Genomic DNA, 23,255 nt, shown 5'->3' with positions numbered 1-23,255 from the left:
GTGAGTTAGCCCACTTGGCTTTCTTGCTTGGCGAAAATCGCCGCCATCTCCGGCTCATCCAGATGATCCAGCGCGCGCTCTACCAACAACTGCACCCCGTCGGCCATGCGGCTGAGTGCCAGGGCTACGGAGCGGCGTGAGCCGTCCACATCGTTGGCAAGGCCAGCGGCGATGGCGCTGATGGATAGCAAATCCTCCGAGGCATTAGCGAGCAGAGTTTCGGTGTTGATGTTTCGGCAAACGCTGAAGAGTTGGCCATTGGGTTTTGGTGGTTTTGATTCGGCCGGCGGGAAGTGATGGTCGAGGGCGCGTTCGGCGGCTTCGTTGAGTTTGTTTGAGTCGGGGCTTTCGTATGGGGAGATTGGGTCGGTGTCTGGTGGGTTTGGGGTGACTTTGAACATTGACTAACTCCAAATCTGGAGCCGATCACACGTCGCTGCTAAACGAAGGGTGGCGGCTGTGCGCGGGTTAGCAGACCGGGGAGTTAGCAAACCGGCGCGCCCGAGGGCGCCCCACGCACAGCCACCATCAAGTGCAGGGATTTGAATACCTGACTGAGGAAACGCTATGCACCTCACTAACTACCACGGGCTGCTAAACCCGATCACTGATGGGCAGTGACAGAAACCAAGTTACCGACCGCCCCCAAGGCGCACAAGCCGGCGGATTCTGGCGTAGCCGTAGGCAACGACGCAAGGTGTTGTAGCTTTCAGGAAGTAACTTACAAGGCTTTTAAACAAGCTCCGTCAAGCGGTGTTTAAGTGGCAGCGACACTGCCACTTTTTTTGATTCGGGCGAGCGCTATACAATCGAATCAATATCCAAATGGAACGGTTTGCCCACCGCATGACCGCCCGTAATTGCCGCAATAGCTGCGTCATTGTCTTCGGGGGGGGACGGGATCATCGCCAGTGGATCGTGGGCAATATTTTTCGGGTGGGCTCTCCAACGTAACAGGCTTTCTTGCACCCACTCGGGCTGGTCGGCATGGCTACCATAAACATCGGCCACGGTGACTGTCTGCTTGTGCGGCGCTTCCAGGCGAGCCTGGGTCATCCGGAGATTTTCGACTTCTTTTTCAAGATCCCTGATGTCTTGGGCATCTCTCTGAGGATTGGCATAAGCGCGAGACTGCCTTTCGATTTTCGTGCTCAGTGCTTCTAATTGGCCTTTGACGTTTTTCAGGTTGGCGCTGACCCGGTCGAATTCCGTCAACGTCACCCGCGAACGTCTTTTCTCCTGCGCTTCCTGCCAGCGGCGCAGGCTGGCCCAGCAGCCGGGAATGTAACTGCCGACCATCGAGTGATGGCCGCTGTCTATTATCTGACGCAGGAACGAATCACGCTTGGGCAAGCCATTGATCTGTCGCAGCGCCTCGGCGCAGCCATGGTCGTTGATCGTGCTACAACCCGGTTCCCAGAGAATGGAGGATTTACGTCCATCGTCGAAGTCCACCGGCATGAAGTGTCGTAATTTGCCGTGATGCCCATAGGGGTCACCCGTGAAGTTGATGATCCCGCCGATGAAGAAAGCCAAACCACCGACCGGCTGGAGGGCAAGTACCGCTCCATGGGTGGCATATACCGGAACGCGGTTGGACGGCGTGTTCATCCAGGTGGAAGGAACGCTCGGTACGGGGTCGTTGTGGAAGACGATGCGGTGGTGGTGCAGCGGTTCTGCAGCTTCGATAAAGGTTGAGTCGGCGGCGCGGGGGGCGCCGTAGGTGTAAAGCACGATGTCTGGCGTAAATCGTTTGTCGCGTCGCAACATCTCAGACAAGATCAGCGCCACCGCTCCGCCCAGACTATGCCCGGTAACCACCACTTTTTGTCCGCTAAAGAACTTATCCAGGTATTTCACAACAAACGGGTAGGCTACTTTCGCGGCCCGATAAAAACCGTTGTGCACTTTGCCATCCCCTTCCTCGAAGGGTACTTGGTGGGCATCCGCATCAAGCCAGGCGTCGGGCAATTTTTCACTGGTTCCTCTGACACTGACCAATATCAACTCGTCGTGATGGCTGATGAAGGCCTGAGTGTCGGTCTCGTTTTCTTGGTTGCGATCATCAAGGAAGTGCAGCCTCGCCGGGTTTTCCTGCGCATCGCCTAGTTCAGGGTCGTTGACCTCTGGATACAACTGCGGATCGAACGGCACCACTTCCAGACGTTTGGAGTAAGGCACCTCTTCATACAGGGGGTAGAACTTCGCAGTCTGTGAGTCATCGACTTGCCACAGCTCTTCAAATTGCGGCAAGGCATGACCGAACCAGTTGCCGCTGCTCGGCCGTGATGGAAATGACACGCTGTCGGTGGTTACGGGTTGGGTGTTCGGCTCTTGACCAAAATCGGTGTAACTCAGCGTCGACATCAGTGCCAGTTGATAGAGGTTGAGTGCGCAAAACTCGTTGCTGGTCGACAACATCGGCCGCAGCGCCCTCATCGGCCGTACTTCCAGCACATGATGCTTGTTCGGCAATAAGGCAATGCCTTTTGACTTGGATGAAGGCGGTTCAAATCCCAACTCGACCCTCGCCATGTCCAGCTGAGAGATGACCGCGTTCATGCCATCCTCTGGGGCACTGGCATTTTGTTTTGTGAGCGCTCTGGTTTTGCCAGGCTGACGGAACAGCGAGTGCACCGCCATATTGGGTGGGTTGCTACGCGAGGTCAGGGGCGGCAGATGCGCTATGTGCTTTACCAGTTCGCTCACTTCGACTTGGTAGTAGGCATTGGGATCAGCGAGACCTTTCGCAGGATTTGCCAGAGTGCGCATACCTGATTTGTCAGAAAAGCGGGTTTTTTCGGCGCGTACTTGTAGTTCGGTAATAGGGAGCGGGTAATGCTTCCTGCGAACTAATTCGCTGTAATCATCATTAACTCCTTGATACTTCTCGCTCAGTTTGAGTAACACCGGGCCGCAGAAGTGGTTTTCCACTTTGGCAGAGCCGGTGGAGTCCAGTTTTCCGGTGTAAACGGAGTCTTCGTAGTCCGTCACTTCGTACGTCAAACCGGCGAAAGGCTTGCCATCACCGAACTCGTCTACCAGCTGAAAACTTGTCGAATGCCCGCGCAACGGGCAAGCGTGGATATTGCCCTTCATAAATGGAATATCACTTGCAGCCAAAGCTACGACGTTCATGGGGTTTCCTCTTTGTTTTCCGTGCAGTTTGGGTAAATGGTGCAAGTACGCTCATCCAACATTCTGAAGGTGCTGAAATCCTTGTGATTGCCGTAGCAAAACGCATGCTGGTCATCGAAACCCTTCCCCATGCAGCGCTTCCAGCCGTCAGGCACCTTCACCCATGTGTCACCCATATAAGGCTCCTCCTCTTGGGCCAAGGTGATCTTTAGCTTCACGGTTTTTCCCGGTAGCTGATCCAGCGTGTAAGCCGTAAAAGGACGACCCCTTACGACATTGCCTTGTGCATCGGTTTTTCTGCAGTCGAGGATTTTTGTGATGTAGCGATTGGGGCCAACTGTTCGGAACAACCATTGGCACTGTCCGGAAAAACTGCCTTCGCCTTCAGAGTTGAAGTCGCCTTTGTATTTCTCAAGCAACTCATGGCGCACTGCGATTGAGATAAATTCGTAGGTGGTGTAACTGCGCTTGCTATCTCTGCCGATGACTCCAATGATTTTGACTTCTAAAAGGTTCAACGCAACCGGGCAGTTTTCAACTGTCCTGTACAGCTCGATCTCAGAAGTCGTTTCGTATTTCATGTCGAGTTTGTTGAAGCCGAGCTGAGCATTTCTCCCTCCCGCGAGGGTGCATGTTTGCCCTTTGGCGGGAAGGTAAACGGCCTTAAGTTCATACGTGAAATCAGGCGGGAAGTCTGGAATGAAGGTGAAGCTCTCAGACTTGCCGAGCGCGGAACAACCCACGGTCAGGGAAAGGCAAATGCCGAAAGTCAGGCTTTGAATGACTCGTTTCAAAGGCGGGACAGCTCCTCGCCAATACCAAGCTTTCTGATGCATCATGGGGTTTCGTCCTTGCTTTCCGTGCAGCCCGGGTAAATGGTGCAAGTACGCTCATCCAACATCTTGAAGGTGCTGAAATCCTCGTGATTGCCGTAGCAAAACGCGTACTGGTCTTCGACGCTGTCGCCCCTGCAGCGTTTCCATCCGCCGGGTACTTTGCTCCAGGTATCACCAATGGCTGGTTTTTCCTCTTTGGCCAACTTGATTTTCAGCCTTACAGTTTTCCCCGGTAGCTGAGTCAGTGTGTAGGCCGTGAAAGGACGACCTCGGGCGACATTTCCCTGTTCATCCGTTTTTTTGCAAGTAAGCAGTTTTATCAGGTAGCGCTTGGGGCCGACTGTGCGAAATGCCCACTGGCATTCACCAAAGAACTCACCTACGCCGTCAGTGTTGAAAGTGCCCATTTGTCGCTCTAACAACTCTGGACGCACGGCAATTACGGCATAGTCAGTGCTTCTATCACTTCGTTCCGGGCCAAAGATGCCCGTCACCTCGACCTCCACACGGTTCAACGCCAGCGGACAGCCGCTCACGGTTCTGTAAAGCGGGATCTCGGAAGTCGCTTCGTATTCCATGTAGACCTTGTTGAATCCAAGCTGAGTACCTTTCCCGCCCGGCACGGTGCACGTTTGCCCTTTGGCGGGCACGTAGTCGGCCGTCAGTTCGTACTTGAAGTCAGGTGGAAAATCGGGAACAAAGGTGAAGCTCTCCGACTTCACCAGCGCGGAACAACCCAAGGTCAAGGAAAGGCAACTGCCGAGGATCAAACGTTGAAAGATCCTTTTCATACAGGCGCATTCCGCTGCCAATACAGCACCTGCTCATACACCCGCTCAAAATGCGCCGCTGGGTCCTCTTCCGGCTTCGGTTGCCATGTCTTAAGCGGCAGGTAACCCGGCGCCTTCAAGCATTGAGTCAGCAAAAAATGCACCTGCTCAGGTTGCTGCCAGCCCCACAAACGTACCCATTGAATCAAGCCCCACAACCAGTCATCGACATCGCGCTCTGCGGCGAGGGCGGCCAGGGCTTCGGTGTGCTCACGGATGAGGTAGCGCCGGGTGTTATCGAACAGCACGTTCGCGTAGACAATCTCCGGCGTCGGGGTTTTCAACCAGGCAGGATCGAGCGGCAGCGAATGTTTGCCGGGGTCAGGGTTGTCCGTGACCGTCCATTGCTCGGCGTGCCAGTAACAAACGCTGGCGATCGGCCCCAGATAATCGGCGTGCTGCTCAGGTTGCAGATGGCTCAGGGCGCGCCCCAGTACGCGATTATCGTGGAAACGATACAGCGCCAGATTCGGGCGCTCGCCGACTACCAACCGGTCGCGCCAATGTGTGACCAAGGTATCAAGGTCCGTGAGGGCGGCGCTGGCCAGCCAGCCCCAATGACGCTCGGGCGTGGCGAGCAGCGACTGGATGACCGGATGGTTGACGGTTCCGAGTTGAAAAAGAACAGGGCCTGCTTGCGCCATTGAATTAGCTGCCGTGCCCACATACAAATTGCGGTACTGATCGGCGCCCAGTTCCTTGGTTAACGCATTGCGCTCGTCAAGATGACCGTCCGAGTCGAGCACCAGATAGAGCTCCCGCTCGGACCGGGATTGATCGAACAGCCATTGTTCAAGCGTACTCATGCGACGTCTCCAATGTTGCATTGGCCAGCAAGACAGGCCTCACAAAGCGGGCAGTAGTCCGCCGCCTGCTGTCGGGCGCCGGCGACGATGGACATTGGGTTGGCGATGACGGCATTGGCAGTGCGCGTCGGAGCTTGTAGCGCCTGTAGCGGCTGAATGCCCGCCAGTGGCGCGCCACCCTCGACGATGGGCACGCTGCTGAAGATCCCGCCGGCATTGATGACGATGTGATGACCACCCGCCTGGAGCGTCAGGCTCATACCCGCATCGATCACCACGCTGGTGGCGGTGATATGCGCCTGTTGACCGGCGTGAATCACCAGCGAGCCAGCGGACGTCGTGCTGCTGTTGCCACTGATAGTGATCAACTCATCACCGCCGATCACCGTGCTTCGCATGCCTTGGGTGGTGTGCAACTCCTTGCCCTTGATCAGGCTGGTGCTGTGGTTGTCCACCTGCTCGAAGCGGTCGTTGTTGATCAGACTGTGGCTGTCGTTGAGGATCAGTTGCTCGATGTCGCGTTGTGCCCGCAGGTAGATCAGTTCCTGCCCTGCGCGATCTTCAATCGACAGTTCGTTGTAACCGCCCGTGCTGGGGGAGCTATGGCTGCGCAGTACGGTTTTGGTTTTGTTTTCGGGCAAGGCATAAGGTACGGACGTGACCTTGTTCGGCACGCAACCGGTTATCAACGGATCATCGGGATTGCCTTCCAGGTAGGTGACAACGACTTCCATACCGATACGCGGAATGGTCACCGCGCCGAAATGATCCCCCGCCCAGCCGGAGGACACCCTCAGCCAGCAACTGCTTTGTTCGCTATTGCGCTCAGCCCGGTCCCAGTGGAACTCGACTTTGACGCGACCATATTCATCGCAGTAGATCTCTTCGCCGACGGGGCCGGTGACACGGGCGGTCTGGCAGACCAGGGCCGGTCTTAGGGTGGGCATCGGTGGCCGGTAAAACACGTCCCATGGAATCGCGCTGAAGCGGTTGCGGTAGCCCTGGGTAAAACCATTCTCAGGTTCAGCAGCGCTAGTGACTGTCTCTTCCAGCACCTGGGGTTGTTTTCCAGCGTGGGTGACACTGAGCAACAGCCATAGCTCGTTGTACGTTTCGCGTGGGTGTTCCGTCAGGCTGAAAAAGTGGCCGCTGCGCAGGGTCGGCTGGTCACTGTCGCCCTCCGCCAACTGGTAATCGGTACGGTGCCGTTCCAGCGCCTGTCGGGCGAGCTGTTTACCGCGTTTTTCGCTCTTGAAAAACAGCGGGTAGCGATAGTCTTCTAGCTCAGGGCTGAACTCGGCGGCGAAATGGCTTTCCAGCAACAGATTCGGGCGTTCCAGGTCATAGTGCCGGCGGATGACCTTGCTGGGGCGGGTGCTGAAACCCAGGGAAAACTGGCTGACGACCGAATACTCCGCCACCCTGCCGGAGTTTTGCTGATAAGGGGTTTCGCCCAGCGTGGGGAAGAAGGTTTGGTCGTCGGTGAACACCAGCACATGGCCTTTCCGGGAGTGCTGGTGATGCCAGGCGATGCCGTCCTCGGCGCACAACCGCTGGACGAACTCGAAATCGTTTTCCCGATATTGGGTGCAGTATTCGCGCTCGGGATTTGTTCTGACGTTGAAGCTGAAAGCATCGGCCTGGATGCCATGCCCCTTGAGTACCTGAGCGATGATTTGCGGCACCGTCTGGCGCTGGAAAATCCGCTGATCGTGGCTGAACTGCAAGAAGTGCAGCGCCGGTACCAGGGTCAGGCGATAACGGGTCAGGCGCTTACCGATATCACCCGCGGACACCCCTGCGATAAAGCCATGAATCCCTTCGCCGTAAAGGCCGAATTGGAGAAAGGCCGGTTGGTTGAGCAGACTTTCCAGATTGAAATCGGGGTACTCGCTGACCAGTTCTACCTGGATCGAATACAAAGTGCTGATGACTTCAGTGCCTTCAAAGGCCAGCACCTTAAAATCATTGCGAACCGTTGGGATCAAAAGCGTGAACTGGGCAACATTGGCCGGTGCGAACATACGCTTATCCTTTTGCTATTAGCAGCTTGTCCTTAAGCTGAAAGAAGTAACAAATTGCAACGCTCAAACCATACTTGGCCTGGGCAAATGTAAGTTGCAGAGCACGCTAACAAGGCAATTTAGAGAAAGATGTAGGAAGGGTCCGGAAGCCAGGTCTGAAATTTCCCCATTCAGAGTGTTCGATACATTTTTTTACTTGGCCGTTTGCGCTCAACGATTTATTTATCGATGCCGGTAATGTTTCGGAATGTTCCTACATTAATCACTTTTTATTTTTGGCATGCTTGGCGCCAGCGTCAGGGTATGAATTCTCAGTGATGATTCGCGGCTTTACGAACCGCGAGCTCTTTATAGAGAACGAACTCAATTAAATGAGTCTCATCGCAGCATCTTTGATGCTGTTGAAATCCCAATGACTGTATGAAAGTAAACCTAATTAAAGAACACGGATGTCCTACTCAAACAAACTTTCCGCCCATTACCTTGAACTCGCAAAAGCCTCTGTTTCCAAAGAGAATTTCGCGGGCGAGGATGTTCGCTTTTCGAGCGAATATGAAGCACTGGAAAGCGAGTTGGGCAAAGCCCAGTCCATGCACGAAAGCGGTCAGACCGACTGGCTGAAAATCCGCGAAAACAGCGAAAACCTGCTCCGCACTCAATCCAAGGATTTGCGTGTTGGCGCGTGGTTGACCTGGGCGCTGTACCAGCGCGAATCCTTCCAGGGGCTGCTGGCCGGCCTCGGACTTCTGCACCACCTGTGCGAGAACCACTGGGCCGAGGTTCATCCCAACAAGTCCCGCACCCGCTCGGCGGCCATCAGTTGGTTGGTGCCGCGTCTTGAGCAGGTGCTGAACGAAAACATTGCGATCAAAGAGCAGCTGCCGCTGTTCCGCCGTCTGATGGAACATCTGGAGGGCCTCGATGGCGCCTGCACCGAACACCTGGGCGACGATGCGCCGTTACTGCTGCCGATCTCCCGTCGCCTGAAAAACATGCTCCAGCGCGCCGCTGACAACCAGCCAGAGCCCGGTGTGGTAGGGGCCGCCGTGGCCCAGGTCAAGCAGGCCGCCACGCAGCTGTTCACGCCCGGCGCGCCGATCGACAACGAGAAAGAAGCCCAAAAGGCCCTGCGCGCCCAGCAAGAAAACGCCCGTCCGCTGTGTGCCTGGTGGCTCAAGCAGAAAGCCACCGACCTGCGCGCCTTGCGCCTTAATCGCACACTGTTGTGGTTGCCCATCGACGCGGTGCCCGAGCGCAATGCCGAGCAAATCACTGCTCTGCGCGGCTTGCCAGCCGACAAGCTAAAGGCCTGCCAGGACCGTTACGACCAGGCCAAATACGCTGACCTGCTGGTGGAGCTGGAGGCGAGCCTGGCGAAGGCGCCGTTCTGGTTCGATGGCCAGCGAATGGTCTGGGAATGCCTTCAGGGGCTCAACGCCGAGATGGCTATGCGCGAAGTGGAAATCCACTTCGCGCTTTTGATTCAGCGCCTGCCCGGCATCATCGAATTGCGTTTCCACGACGGTGCGCCGTTTGCTGATCCCGCCACCCGCGCCTGGGTCAGCGCCCACGTCATGCCGCACCTGCAAAGCGCCAGTGCGCCGCGCAAGGTCGAAGTCGCTGACAGCCAGCCGGCCTGGGAAGTGGCTCTGGAAGAAGTCCTGCCGACCCTGCGCAAGGACGGCCTCAAGGCCGCCGTGCAGATCCTCAAGCAAGGCCTGCAAAGCGCCCACGGCGGACGCGTCCGATTCTTCTGGCAGTTCGCCCTCGCGCGGCTGTGCTTCATGGCCAAGAAATACGAACTGGCCAAGACCCAGCTCGAAACCCTGGACCAAACATTACAGGACTCAGACCTGCACGCCTGGGAGCCCGATCTTGCGCTGGAAGTGCTGCATTTACTGCATAGCTGTTGCGAGTTGTTACCGCAGAACCATGCCGTACGTGAACGCAAGGAAGAGATTTATCGCAGGCTGTGCCACCTCGATCTCGAAGTGGTACTCGAATAGGCCCCAGGGCCACAACCGCAAGGAGAAAAGCCATGGCCAAAGAAGGCTCGGTAGCCCCCAAGGAACGCATCAACGTCACTTTCAAACCTGCCACTGGTGGTGCACAGGAAGAGATTGAACTGCCGTTGAAGCTACTGGCAATCGGTGACTACACCCACCGCAAGGACGAACGCAAAGTCGAAGATCGCAAGCCGATCAGCATCGACAAAATGACGTTCGACGAAGTGCTGGCCAAGCAAGAGCTGAGCCTGACGTTGAACGTGCCGAACCGTCTTCAGGAAGAAGGCAGCACTGAAGAGCTGGGCGTGCAACTGCGCGTCAACTCGATGAAGGACTTCAACCCGGCCAGCCTGGTCGAGCAAGTGCCTGAGTTGAAAAAACTGATGGAACTGCGCGACGCGCTGGTGGCCCTCAAAGGCCCGCTGGGTAACGCGCCTGCGTTCCGCAAAGCCATCGAAGGCGTTCTCGCCGACGACGAATCCCGCGGTCGCGTACTGGGTGAGCTGGGCCTGAACGCCGCAGCCCAGGACGCCTGAGTCTCCATCAGCCAAGGAAGCCAACACAATGAGCATTAGCGCAGCACTGCAAAAGAGCAAAGAGAACGGCGAATACAGCATTCTCGACAGCATCATCGCCGAGACCCGCCTGACGCCGGACGACGAAGCCTATGACGTCGCCAAACGCGGAGTGTCGGCGTTCATCGAAGAGCTGCTCAAGCCGCAGAACAACGGTGAGCCGGTCAAAAAAGCCATGGTTGACCGCATGATCGCCGAGATCGATGCCAAGCTCAGCCGCCAGATGGACGAAATCCTGCACCACCCGACTTTCCAGTCCCTGGAGTCGTCGTGGCGTGGTCTGCAGTTGCTGGTTGATCGCACCAACTTCCGTGAAAACATCAAGATCGAAATCCTCAACGTCTCCAAAGAAGACCTGCTGGACGATTTCGACGATTCACCGGAAGTGATGCAGTCTGGCCTGTACAAGCACATCTACACCGCTGAATACGGCCAGTTCGGTGGTCAGCCGGTTGGCGCAATTATCGCCAACTACTTCATGTCCCCAAGCTCGCCGGACGTGAAACTGATGCAGTACGTCTCCAGCGTTGCCTGCATGTCTCACGCGCCGTTCATCGCAGCGGCCGGCCCGAAATTCTTCGGCCTGGAAAGCTTCACCGGTCTGCCGGACCTGAAGGATCTGAAAGATCACTTCGAAGGCCCGCAATTCGCCAAATGGCAGAGCTTCCGCCAGTCGGAAGACTCTCGTTACGTTGGTCTGACCGTGCCGCGTTTCCTGCTGCGTAACCCGTACGACCCGGAAGAAAACCCGGTCAAATCGTTCGTGTACAAAGAAACCGTCGCCAACAGCCACGAGCATTACCTGTGGGGCAACACCGCCTACGCGTTCGGCACCAAGCTGACCGACAGTTTCGCCAAATTCCGCTGGTGCCCGAACATCATCGGCCCGCAGAGCGGTGGCGCGGTTGAAGACCTGCCGTTGCACCACTTCGAAAGCATGGGCGAAATCGAAACCAAGATTCCGACCGAAGTACTGGTTAGCGACCGTCGTGAATACGAACTGGCCGAGGAAGGCTTCATCTCCCTGACCATGCGCAAAGGCAGCGACAACGCGGCGTTCTTCTCCGCCAGCTCGGTGCAGAAGGCGAAATTCTTCGGCATCAGCGCTGAAGGTAAAGCGGCAGAGCTGAACTACAAGCTCGGCACCCAACTGCCGTACATGATGATCGTCAACCGCCTGGCTCACTACTTGAAAGTGCTGCAGCGCGAGCAGCTCGGTTCGTGGAAAGAACGTACCGACCTCGAGCTGGAACTCAACAAGTGGATCCGCCAGTACGTGGCCGACCAGGAAAACCCGAGTGCCGAAGTGCGTGGCCGTCGTCCACTGCGCGCTGCCCAGATCATCGTCAGCGATGTTGAAGGCGAGCCTGGCTGGTACCGCGTCAGCCTGAACGTGCGCCCGCACTTCAAGTACATGGGTGCCGATTTCACCCTGTCGCTGGTTGGCAAGCTGGACAAAGAGTAAGCGGAGCGACTCATGACTGGATACGGCAGCCTTTTCGAACGTCTGGGTGGCGACGCGGACAAACGCGTCGGCTGGAGCCGCGAGGTTTGCGCCATGGCGTCCGTGGCTGCCCATCTGGCCAAGATGCTCAGCACCCGTGCGGGCAGCGTGCAAACGCTGTCCGACTACGGGCTACCCGATCTCAATGACATGCGTCTGAGCCTGCACGACTCCCTGAGTCAGGCCCGCTTGGCCATCGAAAATTTCATCGAAGCCTACGAGCCACGCCTGAGCAATGTGCGTGTCATTTCCCTGCCGCGTGACCACGATCAGCTTCGCCTGTCCTTCAGCATCGAAGGCTTGCTGGAAGTTGATGGTTTCAAACGCCAGGTCAGTTTCGCCGCACGCCTGGATGGTAGCGGTCAGGTCAGCGTCAGCTAACGACTTACAGGTAACCCCCGTGTCCTTTAACCACTACTACCAAAGCGAACTCACCGCACTTCGCCAGTTGGGTCGTCGATTCGCCGAGCGTAGCCCGGCGTTGGCGCCTTTTCTGGGTCAGGCCGGGCGGGATCCGGATGTGGAGCGGTTGCTGGAAGGTTTTGCCTTCCTGACCGGGCGCCTGCGCCAGAAGCTCGACGATGAACTGCCGGAGCTCAGCCACTCGCTGATGCACCTGCTGTGGCCCAACTACATGCGGCCGCTGCCGGCATTCAGCATTCTGCAGTTCGACCCGTTGAAGCGATCGGGTCCTGCGCTGATGGTGGCGCGCGATACGCCGGTGGAGAGTGTGCCGATCGATGACGTACGTTGCCGGTTCCGCACCTGCTACCCGACCGAAGTCTTGCCGCTGGATCTGGCTGCGCTGAATTACTCGGTGAAGGGCGACGGTTCGCTGTTGAGCCTGCGTCTGGAGATGAGCGCTGACGGTCACCTTGGTGAGCTGGAACTGAGCCGTCTGCGTCTGCACTTTGCCGGTGAGCGTTACATCAGTCAGATGCTTTACCTGAGCCTGCTGCGCAACCTGGAAGGCATCGAACTGGTTCCGTTGGACGGCGCCGGTAAACCGATCAACGGCGTCAACGGCACACCAATGGCGTTCAAGATGCCTGGCGACCGCGTGCAGCCGGTGGGTTTTGCCGAAGAAGAAGCATTGATCCCGTATCCGCTGAACACCTTCCGCGGCTATCGCTACCTCCAAGAATACTTCGCCTTCCAAGACAAATTCCTGTTCGTCGATATCAACGGTCTGGACCTGCTCAAGGCACTGCCGGAAGACACCCTCAAACAGGTGCGCGGTCTGGAATTACGCTTCGACATTCGCAAGAGCGGTATCCAGCGTCTGCGTCCGACCCTGGACAACGTGAAGCTCTACTGCACGCCGATCGTCAATCTGTTCAAACACGATGCGTTGCCGATCCGTCTCGACGGCAAACAGGACGAATACCTGCTGCTGCCGGCCGAATTTGGCCTGGAAAACTGCGGCGTGTTTTCCGTGGAAACCGTCACCGGCTGGAAGCCCGGCGGCCTTGGTTATCAAGAGTACGTGCCGTTCGAATCGTTCGAGCACGACCCGAGTTTCGACGTGCCCAACAGCCGCCCGCACTACAGCATCCGCCAGCGTTCGTCCCCGTTGCACGACGGCCTCGACACTTACTTGAGCTTCGGCATTCGCCACACCGAAGCCTATGAAACCCTGTCGATCGAGCTGATGTGCACCAACCAGAACCTGCCGCGCAAGCTCAAGCTCGGCGACATCAGCCAGGCGTGCGAAGAGACGCCGGAGTTTCTCAGTTTTCGCAACATCACCCCGGCCACTCCCAGTTATGCGCCGCCGCTGAACCGTGACTTCCTCTGGAAGCTGATCAGCAACATGTCGCTTAACTATCTGTCGCTGGCCGACGTCAATGCGTTGAAGGTGATTCTCGAAACCTACGACCTGCCGCGCTACTACGACCAACACGCGGAAAAAGTCAGTAAACGCCTGCTGGGCGGGCTCAAGTCGATCAAGCACCAACACGTCGACCGATTGCACCGAGGGTTGCCGGTACGCGGGTTGCGCACCGAGCTGACCATCGACCCGCAAGGGTATATCGGAGAGGGCGACCTGTTCGTGTTCGCTTCGGTTCTTAACGAGTTTTTCGCGCTTTACGCCAGTCTCAATTCGTACCACGAGCTGCGGGTAAAAAGCACACAGGGAGAGGTGTACCAATGGACACCACGTATGGGTCTGCAACCCCTGCTTTAAGCGGGCTGACCCGGGTAATACGCGAGTACTCGCTGTTTCAGGCCGTGCTGCTGGTGGTTGACCGGTTGCGCGAGGCGCACCCGTACCTGAGCGAAGACGATCTGTACGACCAGCTGGAATTCCAGGCCAATCCGAGCCTGGGTTTCCCCGGCAGTGATGTCGATCGCGTGGAGTTTTTCGAAGAGCACGGGCAGATGCGTGCGCGTTTGCGTTTCAACCTGATCGGCCTGGTCGGTTCCGGTTCGCCGTTGCCGGCGTTCTACGGCGAACAGGCCTTGGGCGATAGCGAAGACGGCAACCCGACCCGCAACTTTCTCGACCTGTTCCACCATCGCCTGCAACGGCTGATGCTGCCGATCTGGCGCAAGTACCGCTACCGCGCGAGCTTCCAAAGCGGCGCCCTTGACCCGTTTTCTTCGCAACTGTTTGCGTTGATCGGCCTCGGTGGCGAAGAGATCCGCAAGGCCCAGGAGCTGAACTGGAAACGCCTGCTGCCGTACCTCGGTTTGCTCAGCTTGCGGGCGCACTCGGCGGCGCTGATCGAAGCGGTGCTGCGTTACTACTTCAAACACGCCGAACTGACCATCGAGCAGTGCATCGAGCGTCGCGTCGAAATTCTCGATGAGCAGCGCAATCGTCTGGGCCGCGCCAACAGCGTGCTTGGCGAAGACCTGGTGCTGGGCGAACACGTGCGCGACCGCAGCGGCAAATTCCGCATTCACATCCGTGAGCTCGACTGGCAACGCTTTCACGAATTCCTGCCGATCGGTTTCGGCTACCAGCCGCTGTGCGCGCTGGTGCGGTTCACCCTGCGTGACCCGCTCGATTACGACATTCGCCTGGTCCTGCGCCAGGAAGAAATCCGCGAACTGCGCATCGGTGAGCAGAACGCTTGTCGCCTGGGATGGACCAGCTGGCTCGGCCGCGAAAAAGCGGACGGCGTGGTGACCCTGGGCAGCAAAATTCATTAAGGACGTGAGACCTATGATCAACGTAGACCTGCAACAACTTATCCAGGCGCTGGACGCCGAAACCCGCCGAGATCTGGAAAGTTCGGCCGAGCGCTGCGTCGCCCGTGGCGGCAGCAAAATCCTCGTCGAAGACTTGCTGCTGGGCCTGCTGGAGCGCCCGCAAGGCCTGCTCGCACGCGCGCTGCAAGACGCCGACGTCGATGCCGGTGAACTGAGCGCCGCGCTGCAATCGCGGGTCGAGCACAGCGCCTCGCGTAACCCGGTGTTCGCCCCGGAACTGGTGCAGTGGCTGCAAGACGCGTTGCTGGTGGCCAACCTTGAACTGGGCCAAAGCCAAGTCGAGCAAGCCGCGTTGATCCTCGCGTTGCTGCGCAATCCGATGCGCTACGCCGGCAGCCGCTACCAGCCGTTGCTGGCCAAACTAAATATCGAGCGCCTGAAAGAATTCACCCTGTCGCAAAAAGAGCAACCGGCCACGGGTAAAACGGCCGTGCCCGGCGAATCGCTGCTGGAGCGCTTCACCCACAACCTGACCCAACAGGCCCGCGACGGCAAACTTGACCCGGTGTTGTGCCGCGATGGCGCGATCCGTCAGATGGTCGACATCCTTGCCCGTCGCCGCAAAAACAACCCGATCGTGGTCGGTGAAGCCGGCGTCGGTAAAACCGCCATCGTCGAAGGCCTGGCTTCGCGCATTGCGGCCGGTGAAGTGCCGCAAGTCTTGAAAGGCGTCGAGCTGCTGTCGCTGGACATGGGCCTGTTGCAGGCGGGCGCCAGCGTCAAAGGTGAGTTCGAACGTCGCCTCAAAGGCGTGATCGACGAAGTCAAAGCCTCGCCGAAACCGATCATCCTGTTCATCGACGAAGCCCACACGCTGATCGGTGCGGGCGGTAATGCCGGCGGTTCCGACGCGGCTAACCTGCTCAAGCCAGCCCTGGCCCGTGGGGAGTTGCGCACCATCGCCGCCACCACCTGGGCGGAGTACAAAAAATACTTCGAAAAAGACCCGGCCCTGGCCCGTCGTTTCCAGCCGGTGCAACTGCACGAACCGACCGTCAGCGAAGCGGTGACCATCCTCCGTGGCCTGGCTCAGGTTTACGAGAAGAGCCACGGCATCTACCTGCGCGATGACGCGGTGGTTGCGGCGGCCGAGTTGTCCGCTCGCTACCTCGCGGGCCGTCAGCTGCCGGACAAAGCCGTCGATGTGCTCGACACTGCCTGCGCCCGCGTACGCATCAGCCTTGCCGCCGCACCGGAAAGCCTGGAGCGTCTGCGTGGCGAACTGGCTGAAGGTGGCCGTCAGCGTCAGGCCCTGCGTCGCGATGCCGAGGCCGGTCTGTTGATCGATAACGAAGCACTGGACGCTTTGGAAGATCGTCTGGCCGAAGCCGAAGATGAGAGGGTCGCGCTGGAAACCCTCTGGAGCGAACAGAAAGAACTGGCCGAGCGCCTGCTGGACCTGCGTCAGCAACTGGCCAAGGCCCGTGAAGTCGCCTCCGTCGAGCCAACCGTCACGGTTGAAGAAGACGCCGAAGGCACCGTGATCGAAACCCTCGAAGTGTCAGGGGACGAAGCGCAAAGCGTCGCGTCCCTGGAGGCTGCGTTGAACGAAACCCACCACGCCCTGACCGAGGCTCAGGTCAAAGAGCGTCTGGTGAGCTTCGAAGTCTGCCCGCGTCTGGTGGCTGAAGTGATCAGCGCCTGGACCGGCGTGCCGCTGGCGCAACTGGCCCGCGAGCACAATGCCAAGGTCGCGAGCTTCGCGACTGATTTGCGCACGCGCATCCGTGGTCAGGAACAAGCGGTTCACGCACTGGATCGCTCGATGCGCGCCACCGCTGCCGGTCTGAACAAACCTGATGCACCGGTCGGCGTGTTCCTGCTGGTCGGCCCGAGCGGCGTCGGCAAGACCGAAACCGCATTGGCCCTGGCGGATTTGCTGTACGGCGGTGATCGCTTCATCACCACCATCAACATGTCCGAGTTCCAGGAAAAACACACCGTCTCGCGCCTGATCGGTGCACCGCCGGGTTACGTTGGTTACGGCGAAGGCGGCATGCTCACCGAAGCCGTGCGCCAGAAGCCTTACTCCGTCATCCTGCTCGATGAAGTCGAGAAAGCCGACCCGGACGTGCTCAACCTGTTCTACCAAATCTTCGACAAAGGCGTGGCCAACGACGGGGAAGGGCGCGAGATCGACTTCCGCAACACGCTGATCCTGATGACCTCGAACCTGGGCAGCGACCGCATCAGCGAACTCTGCGAAAACGGCGCACGCCCATCGGCCGAAGTCCTCGAAGAAACCATTCGTCCGGTCCTCAGCAAGCACTTCAAACCGGCGCTGCTGGCGCGTATGCGCGTGGTGCCTTACTACCCGGTGGGCGGCCCGGTGCTGCGCGAGCTGATCGAAATCAAACTCGATCGTTTGGGCGAGCGCCTGAACCGCCGTCAGCTGGATTTCACCTACTCGCAGGACCTCGTCGATCACTTGGCCGAACGCTGCACCCAGAGCGACAGCGGCGCGCGCCTGATCGACCATTTACTCGACCTGCACGTGCTGCCGCTGGTGGCCGACCGCTTGCTCGATGCGATGGCCACAGGCGAAAGCCTCAAGCGTGTCCACGCGACGCTCGACGGCAACGCCAGCGTGACCTGCGAGTTCGCCTGAGGTGGGTGTGATGTTCACTCAAGTGCCGCAACCGCTGGTCTATGCCGAAGCCTTGCTGGCGCAGTTCGCCAGTTTGTCGCGGGCGGCGGACGGGGCGGCACTGCTGGGTGACTTGGTGCGCGGGTTGGCCGCGCTCAGCGGTTGTGAGCTGACGCAGTTGTACCTGCTGGACGCGACCCACACGTGCCTGGGAATGAACGCCGAGTGCCTGAACGGCATCCTGCAGCCCCGGGAAGCGGCGAGCCTGCCGGCGGATTACAACGGTGAGCAACTGTTGCAATTCGCCCTGTGCCAGAACCGTGCGGTGTGCCTCAGCGAGCTGAGCGGCAGCCTGCACGAAACCAGTTTTCTGCCGCCTCAGGCCACGCCTTGGCAGTCGCTGTTGTGCGTGCCGCTGGTCAATCAGCGGAAGGCCGTCGAAGGCTTGTTGCTGTGTGCCAGTCGCCGGCACATCGACCTGCAAGGCTTCGCTGATTCCCTCGGTCAACTGGGCTCGTTCGTCCTTGGCCAACTGCATTTGCTGCAACGTTTGCGTCAACCGACCGGTGATGCACGACCGGCGAAGGTCAGCGTCCCGAGCGCCAGCGGTTACGGCTTGATCGGCAAGAGTTCAGCCATGCGCCAGACCTGTTCGCTGATCAGCAAAGTCCTGCACAGCCCTTATACCGTGCTGCTGCGCGGTGAAACCGGCACCGGCAAGGAAGTGGTCGCGCGGGCGATACACGATTGCGGCCCGCGACACTCCCAGGCGTTCATCGTGCAAAACTGCGCGGCGTTCCCCGAGAACCTGTTGGAAAGCGAACTGTTCGGCTACCGTAAAGGTGCGTTCACCGGCGCCGACCGAGATCGCGCCGGCCTGTTCGACGCGGCCAACGGCGGCACCTTGCTGCTGGATGAAATCGGCGACATGCCACTGTCCCTGCAAGCCAAGCTGTTGCGGGTTCTGCAGGAAGGCGAGATCCGCCCGCTGGGTTCCAACGACACCCACAAGATCGACGTGCGCATCATCGCCGCGACTCACCGGGATTTGTCGGTGCTGGTCAGTGAAGGCAGATTCCGCGAGGACTTGTACTACCGCCTCGCGCAATTCCCGATCGAATTGCCGGCGTTGCGCCAGCGCGAAGGCGACATCCTCGACCTCGCACGGCACTTCGCCGACAAGGCTTGCTCGTTCTTGCAGCGCGATGCGGTGCGCTGGTCCGATGCGGCGCTGGATCACCTGTCCGGTTATGCCTTCCCCGGCAACGTGCGTGAGCTCAAAGGCCTGGTCGAACGCGCGGTATTGCTGTGCGAGGGCGGCGAATTATTGGCCGAGCATTTCTCTCTGCGCATGGACGCCATGCCGGAAGACAGCAGCGGCCTGAACCTGCGCGAACGCCTGGAGCAGGTCGAGCGCAGTCTGTTGCTCGATTGCCTGCGCAAAAACGACGGCAACCAGACCCTCGCGGCCCGCGAACTCGGGCTGCCACGCCGCACGCTGCTGTACCGCCTCGGGCGCCTGAATATCAACCTCGGTGATTTCGATGGCTAGGCAAAAGACCGTCGACTTCACCGCATCCGCTTTTAATAGCACCGCCCAAACGGGTCGGTGCTTTGTACTTTGTCTACCCCTGGAGACCCTCTGATGCCTGTTCGTCACTGGCAAGCCGTCCTGCTGACCCTCGTCGTTCTCTGCGGCCTCGGCGGCTGTAGCGGCAATTACAAATTCAACGACAACACCTATCGCCCATTGGGTGATCCGCAGGCGGTCAATCGCGGCAAGTGACCGCAAGGAGTATCACCATGGAACTGGTTTTCGAAATGCTGAACACCAAGCAGTTCGTGCCCACGGATTTTTGCCAGAAGACCTTCAAACAGGCCGGCGGCTTGATCGGCCGGGGCGAGGATTGCGACTGGATCATTCCCGACCGCAAGCGTCACCTGTCCAACCACCACGCGTTGATCAGCTACCGCGAAGGCACGTTTTTTCTGACCGACACCAGCAGCAACGGTATCCAGGACAGCGAAAGCGGCGCGCGCCTGCGCAAGGGCGAAGCGATGCGCATCGAGCACGGCAGCGTCTACGTGCTGGGTGACTTCGAGATCCGTGCGCGGCTGGTTCGCGACCCGGCGGCCTTCGACGTAGAAGTCGGCCGTCCGCAAGCGGCAGGCAGCATCATTCCGGACGATGCGTTTCTGGACCTTGATCCGCTGAATGCCCTCGATCAGCAAGAGCGCGTGTATTCGGAAATCGACGAACTGATCTCCCCGAGCACCACCCTCGAGGACACCCGTCAGCGGGCCGACTACGCACGTATCGACATGGAAAGCCTGATGGTCCCGGAGCTGATCAACGCCCCGGCAGAGCCAGCACCGGCCCCGCCGCCAAAAGCGGTCGAGCGTCAGAGTGAAGGTTTCTGGGAACACTTCGGCGCGGCGCTGGGAGTAGACCTCAAAGACCTCGACCACGACGCCCGTGAAGCCCTGGCGCTGAACGCTGCACGCCTGCTCAAGCAAAGCGTCGGCGGTTTGCAGCAGAGCCTGCGCACCCGCAGCGAGCTGAAAAACGAACTGCGTCTGGCCCAGACTACCGTGCAAGGCACCCACAAAAACCCGCTCAAATTTGCCGTCGATGCCGGTGAAGCACTGGACATTCTGTTGCAGCCGAACAAGCCGGGTCAGTTGCCGGCCGAGCAGGCGATCTCCCGTGCGTTCCGCGATTTGCAGGCGCATCAGGTCGCCCTGTTGACCGCTAGCCGCGCTGCCGTTCGCGGCACGCTGGAGCACTTCTCGCCACAGCAATTGACCCTGAGATTCGAGCGCGACAACAAGCCGTTGCTCGCCACGTCCGGCAGCCGCTGGAGAGCTTACGGTCGTTATCACCAGGCCTTGCGTCAGGACGATGACTGGAGCGAGCGCCTGCTGGCCCGCGACTTCGCCCAGGCCTACGAAGAACAGATCCGCCTGATTTCCACCCTTCACACCGACCACCAAGGATGATGCGCATGTCTCGCTGCTCGACCGCTTTTTTCAAGACGCTGACGGCGTTCGCGGCCCTCGTGCTGCTGGCCGGTTGCTCGTCACTGTCGCCGTATTCCAACGTCACCAAGCTCAACCTGAAGCTGACTGCCAGCGATCAGCTGAACCCGGACCTCAACGGGCGTCCGTCGCCAATCGTTGTGCGTCTGTTCGAGCTTAAGCATCCGGTGACGTTCGAGAACGCTGACTTCTTCAGCCTGTATGAGCGCGCCAAAGAATCCCTGGCCCCGGACCTGGTGGCCAGCGAAGAAATCGAGCTGCGCCCGGGTGAAACCGTGGAGATGAAACTCAGCGTGGAGGAGGGCAGTCGTTACGTCGGCATCCTTGCCGCCTACCGCGATCTGCCGGAAACCAAATGGCGCTACACGGTGCAAATCACTCCGGTGGACGTCACCAACGCTGATCTGACCCTCGACCAGGCGGGTATCCGCAATAGCAACGAAACGCTCGCCAAGGCGGATGACTGATCATGAATTCCCATAAAGTGATTTGGCAGGAAGGCATGCTGCTGCGCCCGCAGCACTTCCAGCACAATGATCGCTACTACGACCACCAGATGAAAACCCGCACTCAGTTGCTGGGCAGCTACACCTGGGGCTTCCTGAACCTGGACATCGACTTGCAGTTCCTCAACATGGGCAAACTGGTGATCAGCCAGGCCTCGGGGATTCTGCCGGACGGCAGCCTGTTCGAACTCGGCGGCAACACCGAGCCGCTGGCCCTCGACGTGCCGCCGAACACCGGTAATACGCCGATCTACTTGGCACTGCCACTGGTCACCGGCAACCACATCGAGTCGCGCCGTCCGGATCAATCCGACGTGCTGGCGCGCTATACCGCGTACGAAGCGGAAGTCGCCGACTCCAACGCCGGCGACGACTCTGCCAGCCAGGTCACCTGCGGCCGTCCGGACTTCAAACTGTTGCTCGGCGAGCAGCAGAGCGACCAGGCCTACGTGAAACTGAAGATCTGCGAAGTGCTCGACACCACGCCCGACGGCGTAATCAGCCTCGACCCGGACTTCGTCCCGACCTTCCTTCAGGCGCACTCGTCCAGTTACCTGCTGTCGTGCCTCAAGGAAGTTATCAGCATGCTCGGCCACCGAGGCGACACCATCGCCGAGCGGATCCGTTCCAACGGCAAAGTCGGTGGCGCGGAGGTCGGCGACTTCATGATGCTGCAGCTGATCAACCGCACCGAACTGCTGCTGCGCCACTACCTCGGCCTGGAACAGGTTCACCCGGAAGAGTTGTACCGCACGCTGCTGACCATGCTCGGCGATCTGGCGACCTTCTCCAGCGACAGCAAACGCCCGCGTCTGGACAGCCGTTACCAGCACAGCGATCAGGGCGCGAGCTTCCGCAAACTGATGGAAGCGATTCGTCAGGTGCTGTCGATGGTGCTCGAGCAGCACGCCATCGAACTGGTCCTGCAAGCGCGTCAGTACGGGATCATCGTCTCGCCGTTGCACGACCACAAACTGCTGGGCTCGGCCTCGTTCGTGCTCGCCGCCAGTGCCAACTGCGATGGCGAAGAACTGCGTCATCGCTTGCCGGCGCACCTCAAGGTCGGCCCGGTGGAGCGCATCCGCCAGCTGGTCAACCTGCATCTGCCGGGCATCAAGGTCAAACCGTTGCCGGTGGCGCCGCGGCAGATCGCGTTCCACTCCAACAAAACCTATTTCATTCTCGAACTCAGTTCCGAAGACCTGGCGCAACTTGAGCGCTCCGGCGGCTTCGCGTTCCACGTATCGGGCGAATTTGCCGAGCTTGAACTGAAATTCTGGGCCATCAGGAACTGACCGACATGATCAAGGACATGGAACATAACCAGGACGATAAAACCGTCCTGCTCGACCGTCAGGGCCACGGCCCTGCTTCGAGTCCGCTGACAGATTTCGCCGCACCACCGCGTTTCGAACAGCTCGAAGAACGGATGATTTACGCCGCGCGCCTGCGTCCGGCCGAAGCGTTCAACATCAGCCTCAACTCGCTGGTAGCCGCAGCGTCCGACCTGTTGTCGGAAGTGGTGCGACTCAAGCACAGCGACACCCGCGAAGACCTGTACGCGCTCAACGAGCGACTGACGGCCGGGTTGAAACTGTTCGAAGTCCGTGCGCTGCACAACGGCGCCGAAAGCAGCCAGGTAATGGCCGCGCGTTACGTGCTTTGCACCGTGGTCGATGAAGCCGTCGTTACTACGCCGTGGGGCAACGAAAGCGAATGGTCGCAGATGAGCCTGCTCAGCAGCTTCCACAACGAAACCTTCGGCGGCGAGAAGTTTTTCCAGCTGCTGGATCGCCTGTCGAAAAACCCGGTCAAGCACCTGTCGATGCTGGAACTGATGTACCTGTGTCTGTCGCTGGGCTTTGAGGGCAAGTACCGCGTGCAAGCGCGCGGCATGCTCGAACTCGAAGGCATCCGCGACGCCTTGTATCGCCAGATTCGCCAACTGCGCGGCGACATGCCGCGGGAACTGTCGCCGCATTGGGAAGGCTTGAACGATCAGCGCCGCAGCCTCGTGCGCATCGTGCCGGCTCGGATGGTGGTGCTGTTCACCGTGGTTTGCCTGGTGGTGATGTACTCGGGTTTTGCCTGGGTATTGGGCGAGCAACGCGAAACCGTTCTGCAACCTTATCAGCCGCTAGATCCGGCCGCCGCTGCGCCGCAGTCGCAGCCGTAAACAGGGACG

Annotated in this window: 19 protein-coding genes; 13 read left to right on the top strand and 6 right to left on the bottom strand. The window is 59.1% G+C overall.

What is annotated here, in order from left to right:
- Positions 1–5: 5 nt before the first annotated feature.
- The 6 genes from ACYZT3_RS00350 to ACYZT3_RS00325 form a co-directional block, all read right to left on the bottom strand.
- Positions 6–401, bottom strand: coding sequence for a DUF6124 family protein (locus tag ACYZT3_RS00350; RefSeq protein ID WP_462031269.1), 396 nt, complete (start codon positions 399–401; stop codon positions 6–8).
- 400 nt (positions 402–801) lie between these two features.
- Positions 802–3,138 (bottom strand): lipase family protein, encoded by a 2,337-nt coding sequence (locus ACYZT3_RS00345; protein ID WP_462031268.1) that lies wholly within the window; start codon positions 3,136–3,138, stop codon positions 802–804.
- On the bottom strand, positions 3,135–3,932 hold the full coding sequence (locus ACYZT3_RS00340) for a hypothetical protein (protein ID WP_282376371.1): 798 nt from the start codon (positions 3,930–3,932) through the stop codon (positions 3,135–3,137). Before ACYZT3_RS00340 ends, ACYZT3_RS00345 begins: the two co-directional genes overlap by 4 nt.
- A gap of 41 nt (positions 3,933–3,973) precedes the next feature.
- Positions 3,974–4,765 (bottom strand): hypothetical protein, encoded by a 792-nt coding sequence (locus ACYZT3_RS00335; RefSeq protein WP_282376259.1) that lies wholly within the window; start codon positions 4,763–4,765, stop codon positions 3,974–3,976.
- Complete coding sequence (locus ACYZT3_RS00330; protein WP_462031267.1) at positions 4,762–5,610, bottom strand: DUF4123 domain-containing protein; 849 nt, start codon at positions 5,608–5,610, stop codon at positions 4,762–4,764. Before ACYZT3_RS00330 ends, ACYZT3_RS00335 begins: the two co-directional genes overlap by 4 nt.
- A complete protein-coding gene (locus ACYZT3_RS00325; protein ID WP_462031266.1) occupies positions 5,607–7,634 on the bottom strand; it encodes a type VI secretion system Vgr family protein in 2,028 nt (675 codons plus the stop codon). Before ACYZT3_RS00325 ends, ACYZT3_RS00330 begins: the two co-directional genes overlap by 4 nt.
- A 449-nt stretch (positions 7,635–8,083) precedes the next feature.
- Here ACYZT3_RS00325 and tssA point away from each other — a divergent pair, with 449 nt between their 5' ends.
- The 13 genes from tssA (at position 8,084) to icmH (ending at position 23,246) form a co-directional block, all read left to right on the top strand.
- Positions 8,084–9,640, top strand: a complete 1,557-nt coding sequence (tssA, locus tag ACYZT3_RS00320; protein ID WP_282376255.1) for a type VI secretion system protein TssA — start codon at positions 8,084–8,086, stop codon at positions 9,638–9,640.
- Between the two features lie 32 nt (positions 9,641–9,672).
- Complete coding sequence (gene tssB, locus ACYZT3_RS00315) at positions 9,673–10,176, top strand: type VI secretion system contractile sheath small subunit (protein WP_282376254.1); 504 nt, start codon at positions 9,673–9,675, stop codon at positions 10,174–10,176.
- A gap of 28 nt (positions 10,177–10,204) precedes the next feature.
- Positions 10,205–11,680 (top strand): type VI secretion system contractile sheath large subunit, encoded by a 1,476-nt coding sequence (gene tssC / locus ACYZT3_RS00310; RefSeq protein ID WP_462031265.1) that lies wholly within the window; start codon positions 10,205–10,207, stop codon positions 11,678–11,680.
- Between the two features lie 12 nt (positions 11,681–11,692).
- A complete protein-coding gene (gene tssE, locus ACYZT3_RS00305; RefSeq protein WP_282376252.1) occupies positions 11,693–12,100 on the top strand; it encodes a type VI secretion system baseplate subunit TssE in 408 nt (135 codons plus the stop codon).
- 19 nt (positions 12,101–12,119) lie between these two features.
- Positions 12,120–13,907, top strand: coding sequence for a type VI secretion system baseplate subunit TssF (gene tssF, locus ACYZT3_RS00300; RefSeq protein WP_462031264.1), 1,788 nt, complete (start codon positions 12,120–12,122; stop codon positions 13,905–13,907).
- Positions 13,871–14,878, top strand: coding sequence for a type VI secretion system baseplate subunit TssG (tssG, locus tag ACYZT3_RS00295; protein WP_462031263.1), 1,008 nt, complete (start codon positions 13,871–13,873; stop codon positions 14,876–14,878). The genes tssF and tssG overlap by 37 nt, the downstream gene beginning before the upstream one ends.
- Before the next feature lie 13 nt (positions 14,879–14,891).
- Positions 14,892–17,546: a type VI secretion system ATPase TssH gene (gene tssH / locus ACYZT3_RS00290; protein WP_462031262.1), complete on the top strand. Its 2,655-nt coding sequence runs from the start codon at positions 14,892–14,894 to the stop codon at positions 17,544–17,546.
- A 10-nt stretch (positions 17,547–17,556) separates the two neighbouring features.
- Positions 17,557–19,077 (top strand): sigma-54 interaction domain-containing protein, encoded by a 1,521-nt coding sequence (locus ACYZT3_RS00285; RefSeq protein ID WP_462031261.1) that lies wholly within the window; start codon positions 17,557–17,559, stop codon positions 19,075–19,077.
- A 93-nt stretch (positions 19,078–19,170) separates the two neighbouring features.
- Positions 19,171–19,311: a type VI secretion protein gene (locus ACYZT3_RS00280; protein WP_092276060.1), complete on the top strand. Its 141-nt coding sequence runs from the start codon at positions 19,171–19,173 to the stop codon at positions 19,309–19,311.
- A 17-nt stretch (positions 19,312–19,328) separates the two neighbouring features.
- Positions 19,329–20,525 carry a type VI secretion system-associated FHA domain protein TagH gene (gene tagH / locus ACYZT3_RS00275; protein ID WP_462031260.1) on the top strand — a complete coding sequence of 399 codons (1,197 nt, stop codon included), beginning with the start codon at positions 19,329–19,331 and terminating at the stop codon, positions 20,523–20,525.
- Between the two features lie 5 nt (positions 20,526–20,530).
- Positions 20,531–21,031, top strand: a complete 501-nt coding sequence (gene tssJ, locus ACYZT3_RS00270) for a type VI secretion system lipoprotein TssJ (protein WP_282376246.1) — start codon at positions 20,531–20,533, stop codon at positions 21,029–21,031.
- Positions 21,032–21,033: 2 nt separating this feature from the next.
- On the top strand, positions 21,034–22,365 hold the full coding sequence (tssK, locus tag ACYZT3_RS00265; protein WP_282376245.1) for a type VI secretion system baseplate subunit TssK: 1,332 nt from the start codon (positions 21,034–21,036) through the stop codon (positions 22,363–22,365).
- Between the two features lie 5 nt (positions 22,366–22,370).
- A complete protein-coding gene (gene icmH / locus ACYZT3_RS00260; RefSeq protein WP_282376244.1) occupies positions 22,371–23,246 on the top strand; it encodes a type IVB secretion system protein IcmH/DotU in 876 nt (291 codons plus the stop codon).
- Positions 23,247–23,255 lie beyond the last annotated feature (9 nt).

The organism is Pseudomonas sp. MDT1-16, from assembly GCF_054898115.1.
This window is presented reverse-complemented; position numbering and strand designations above follow the sequence as displayed.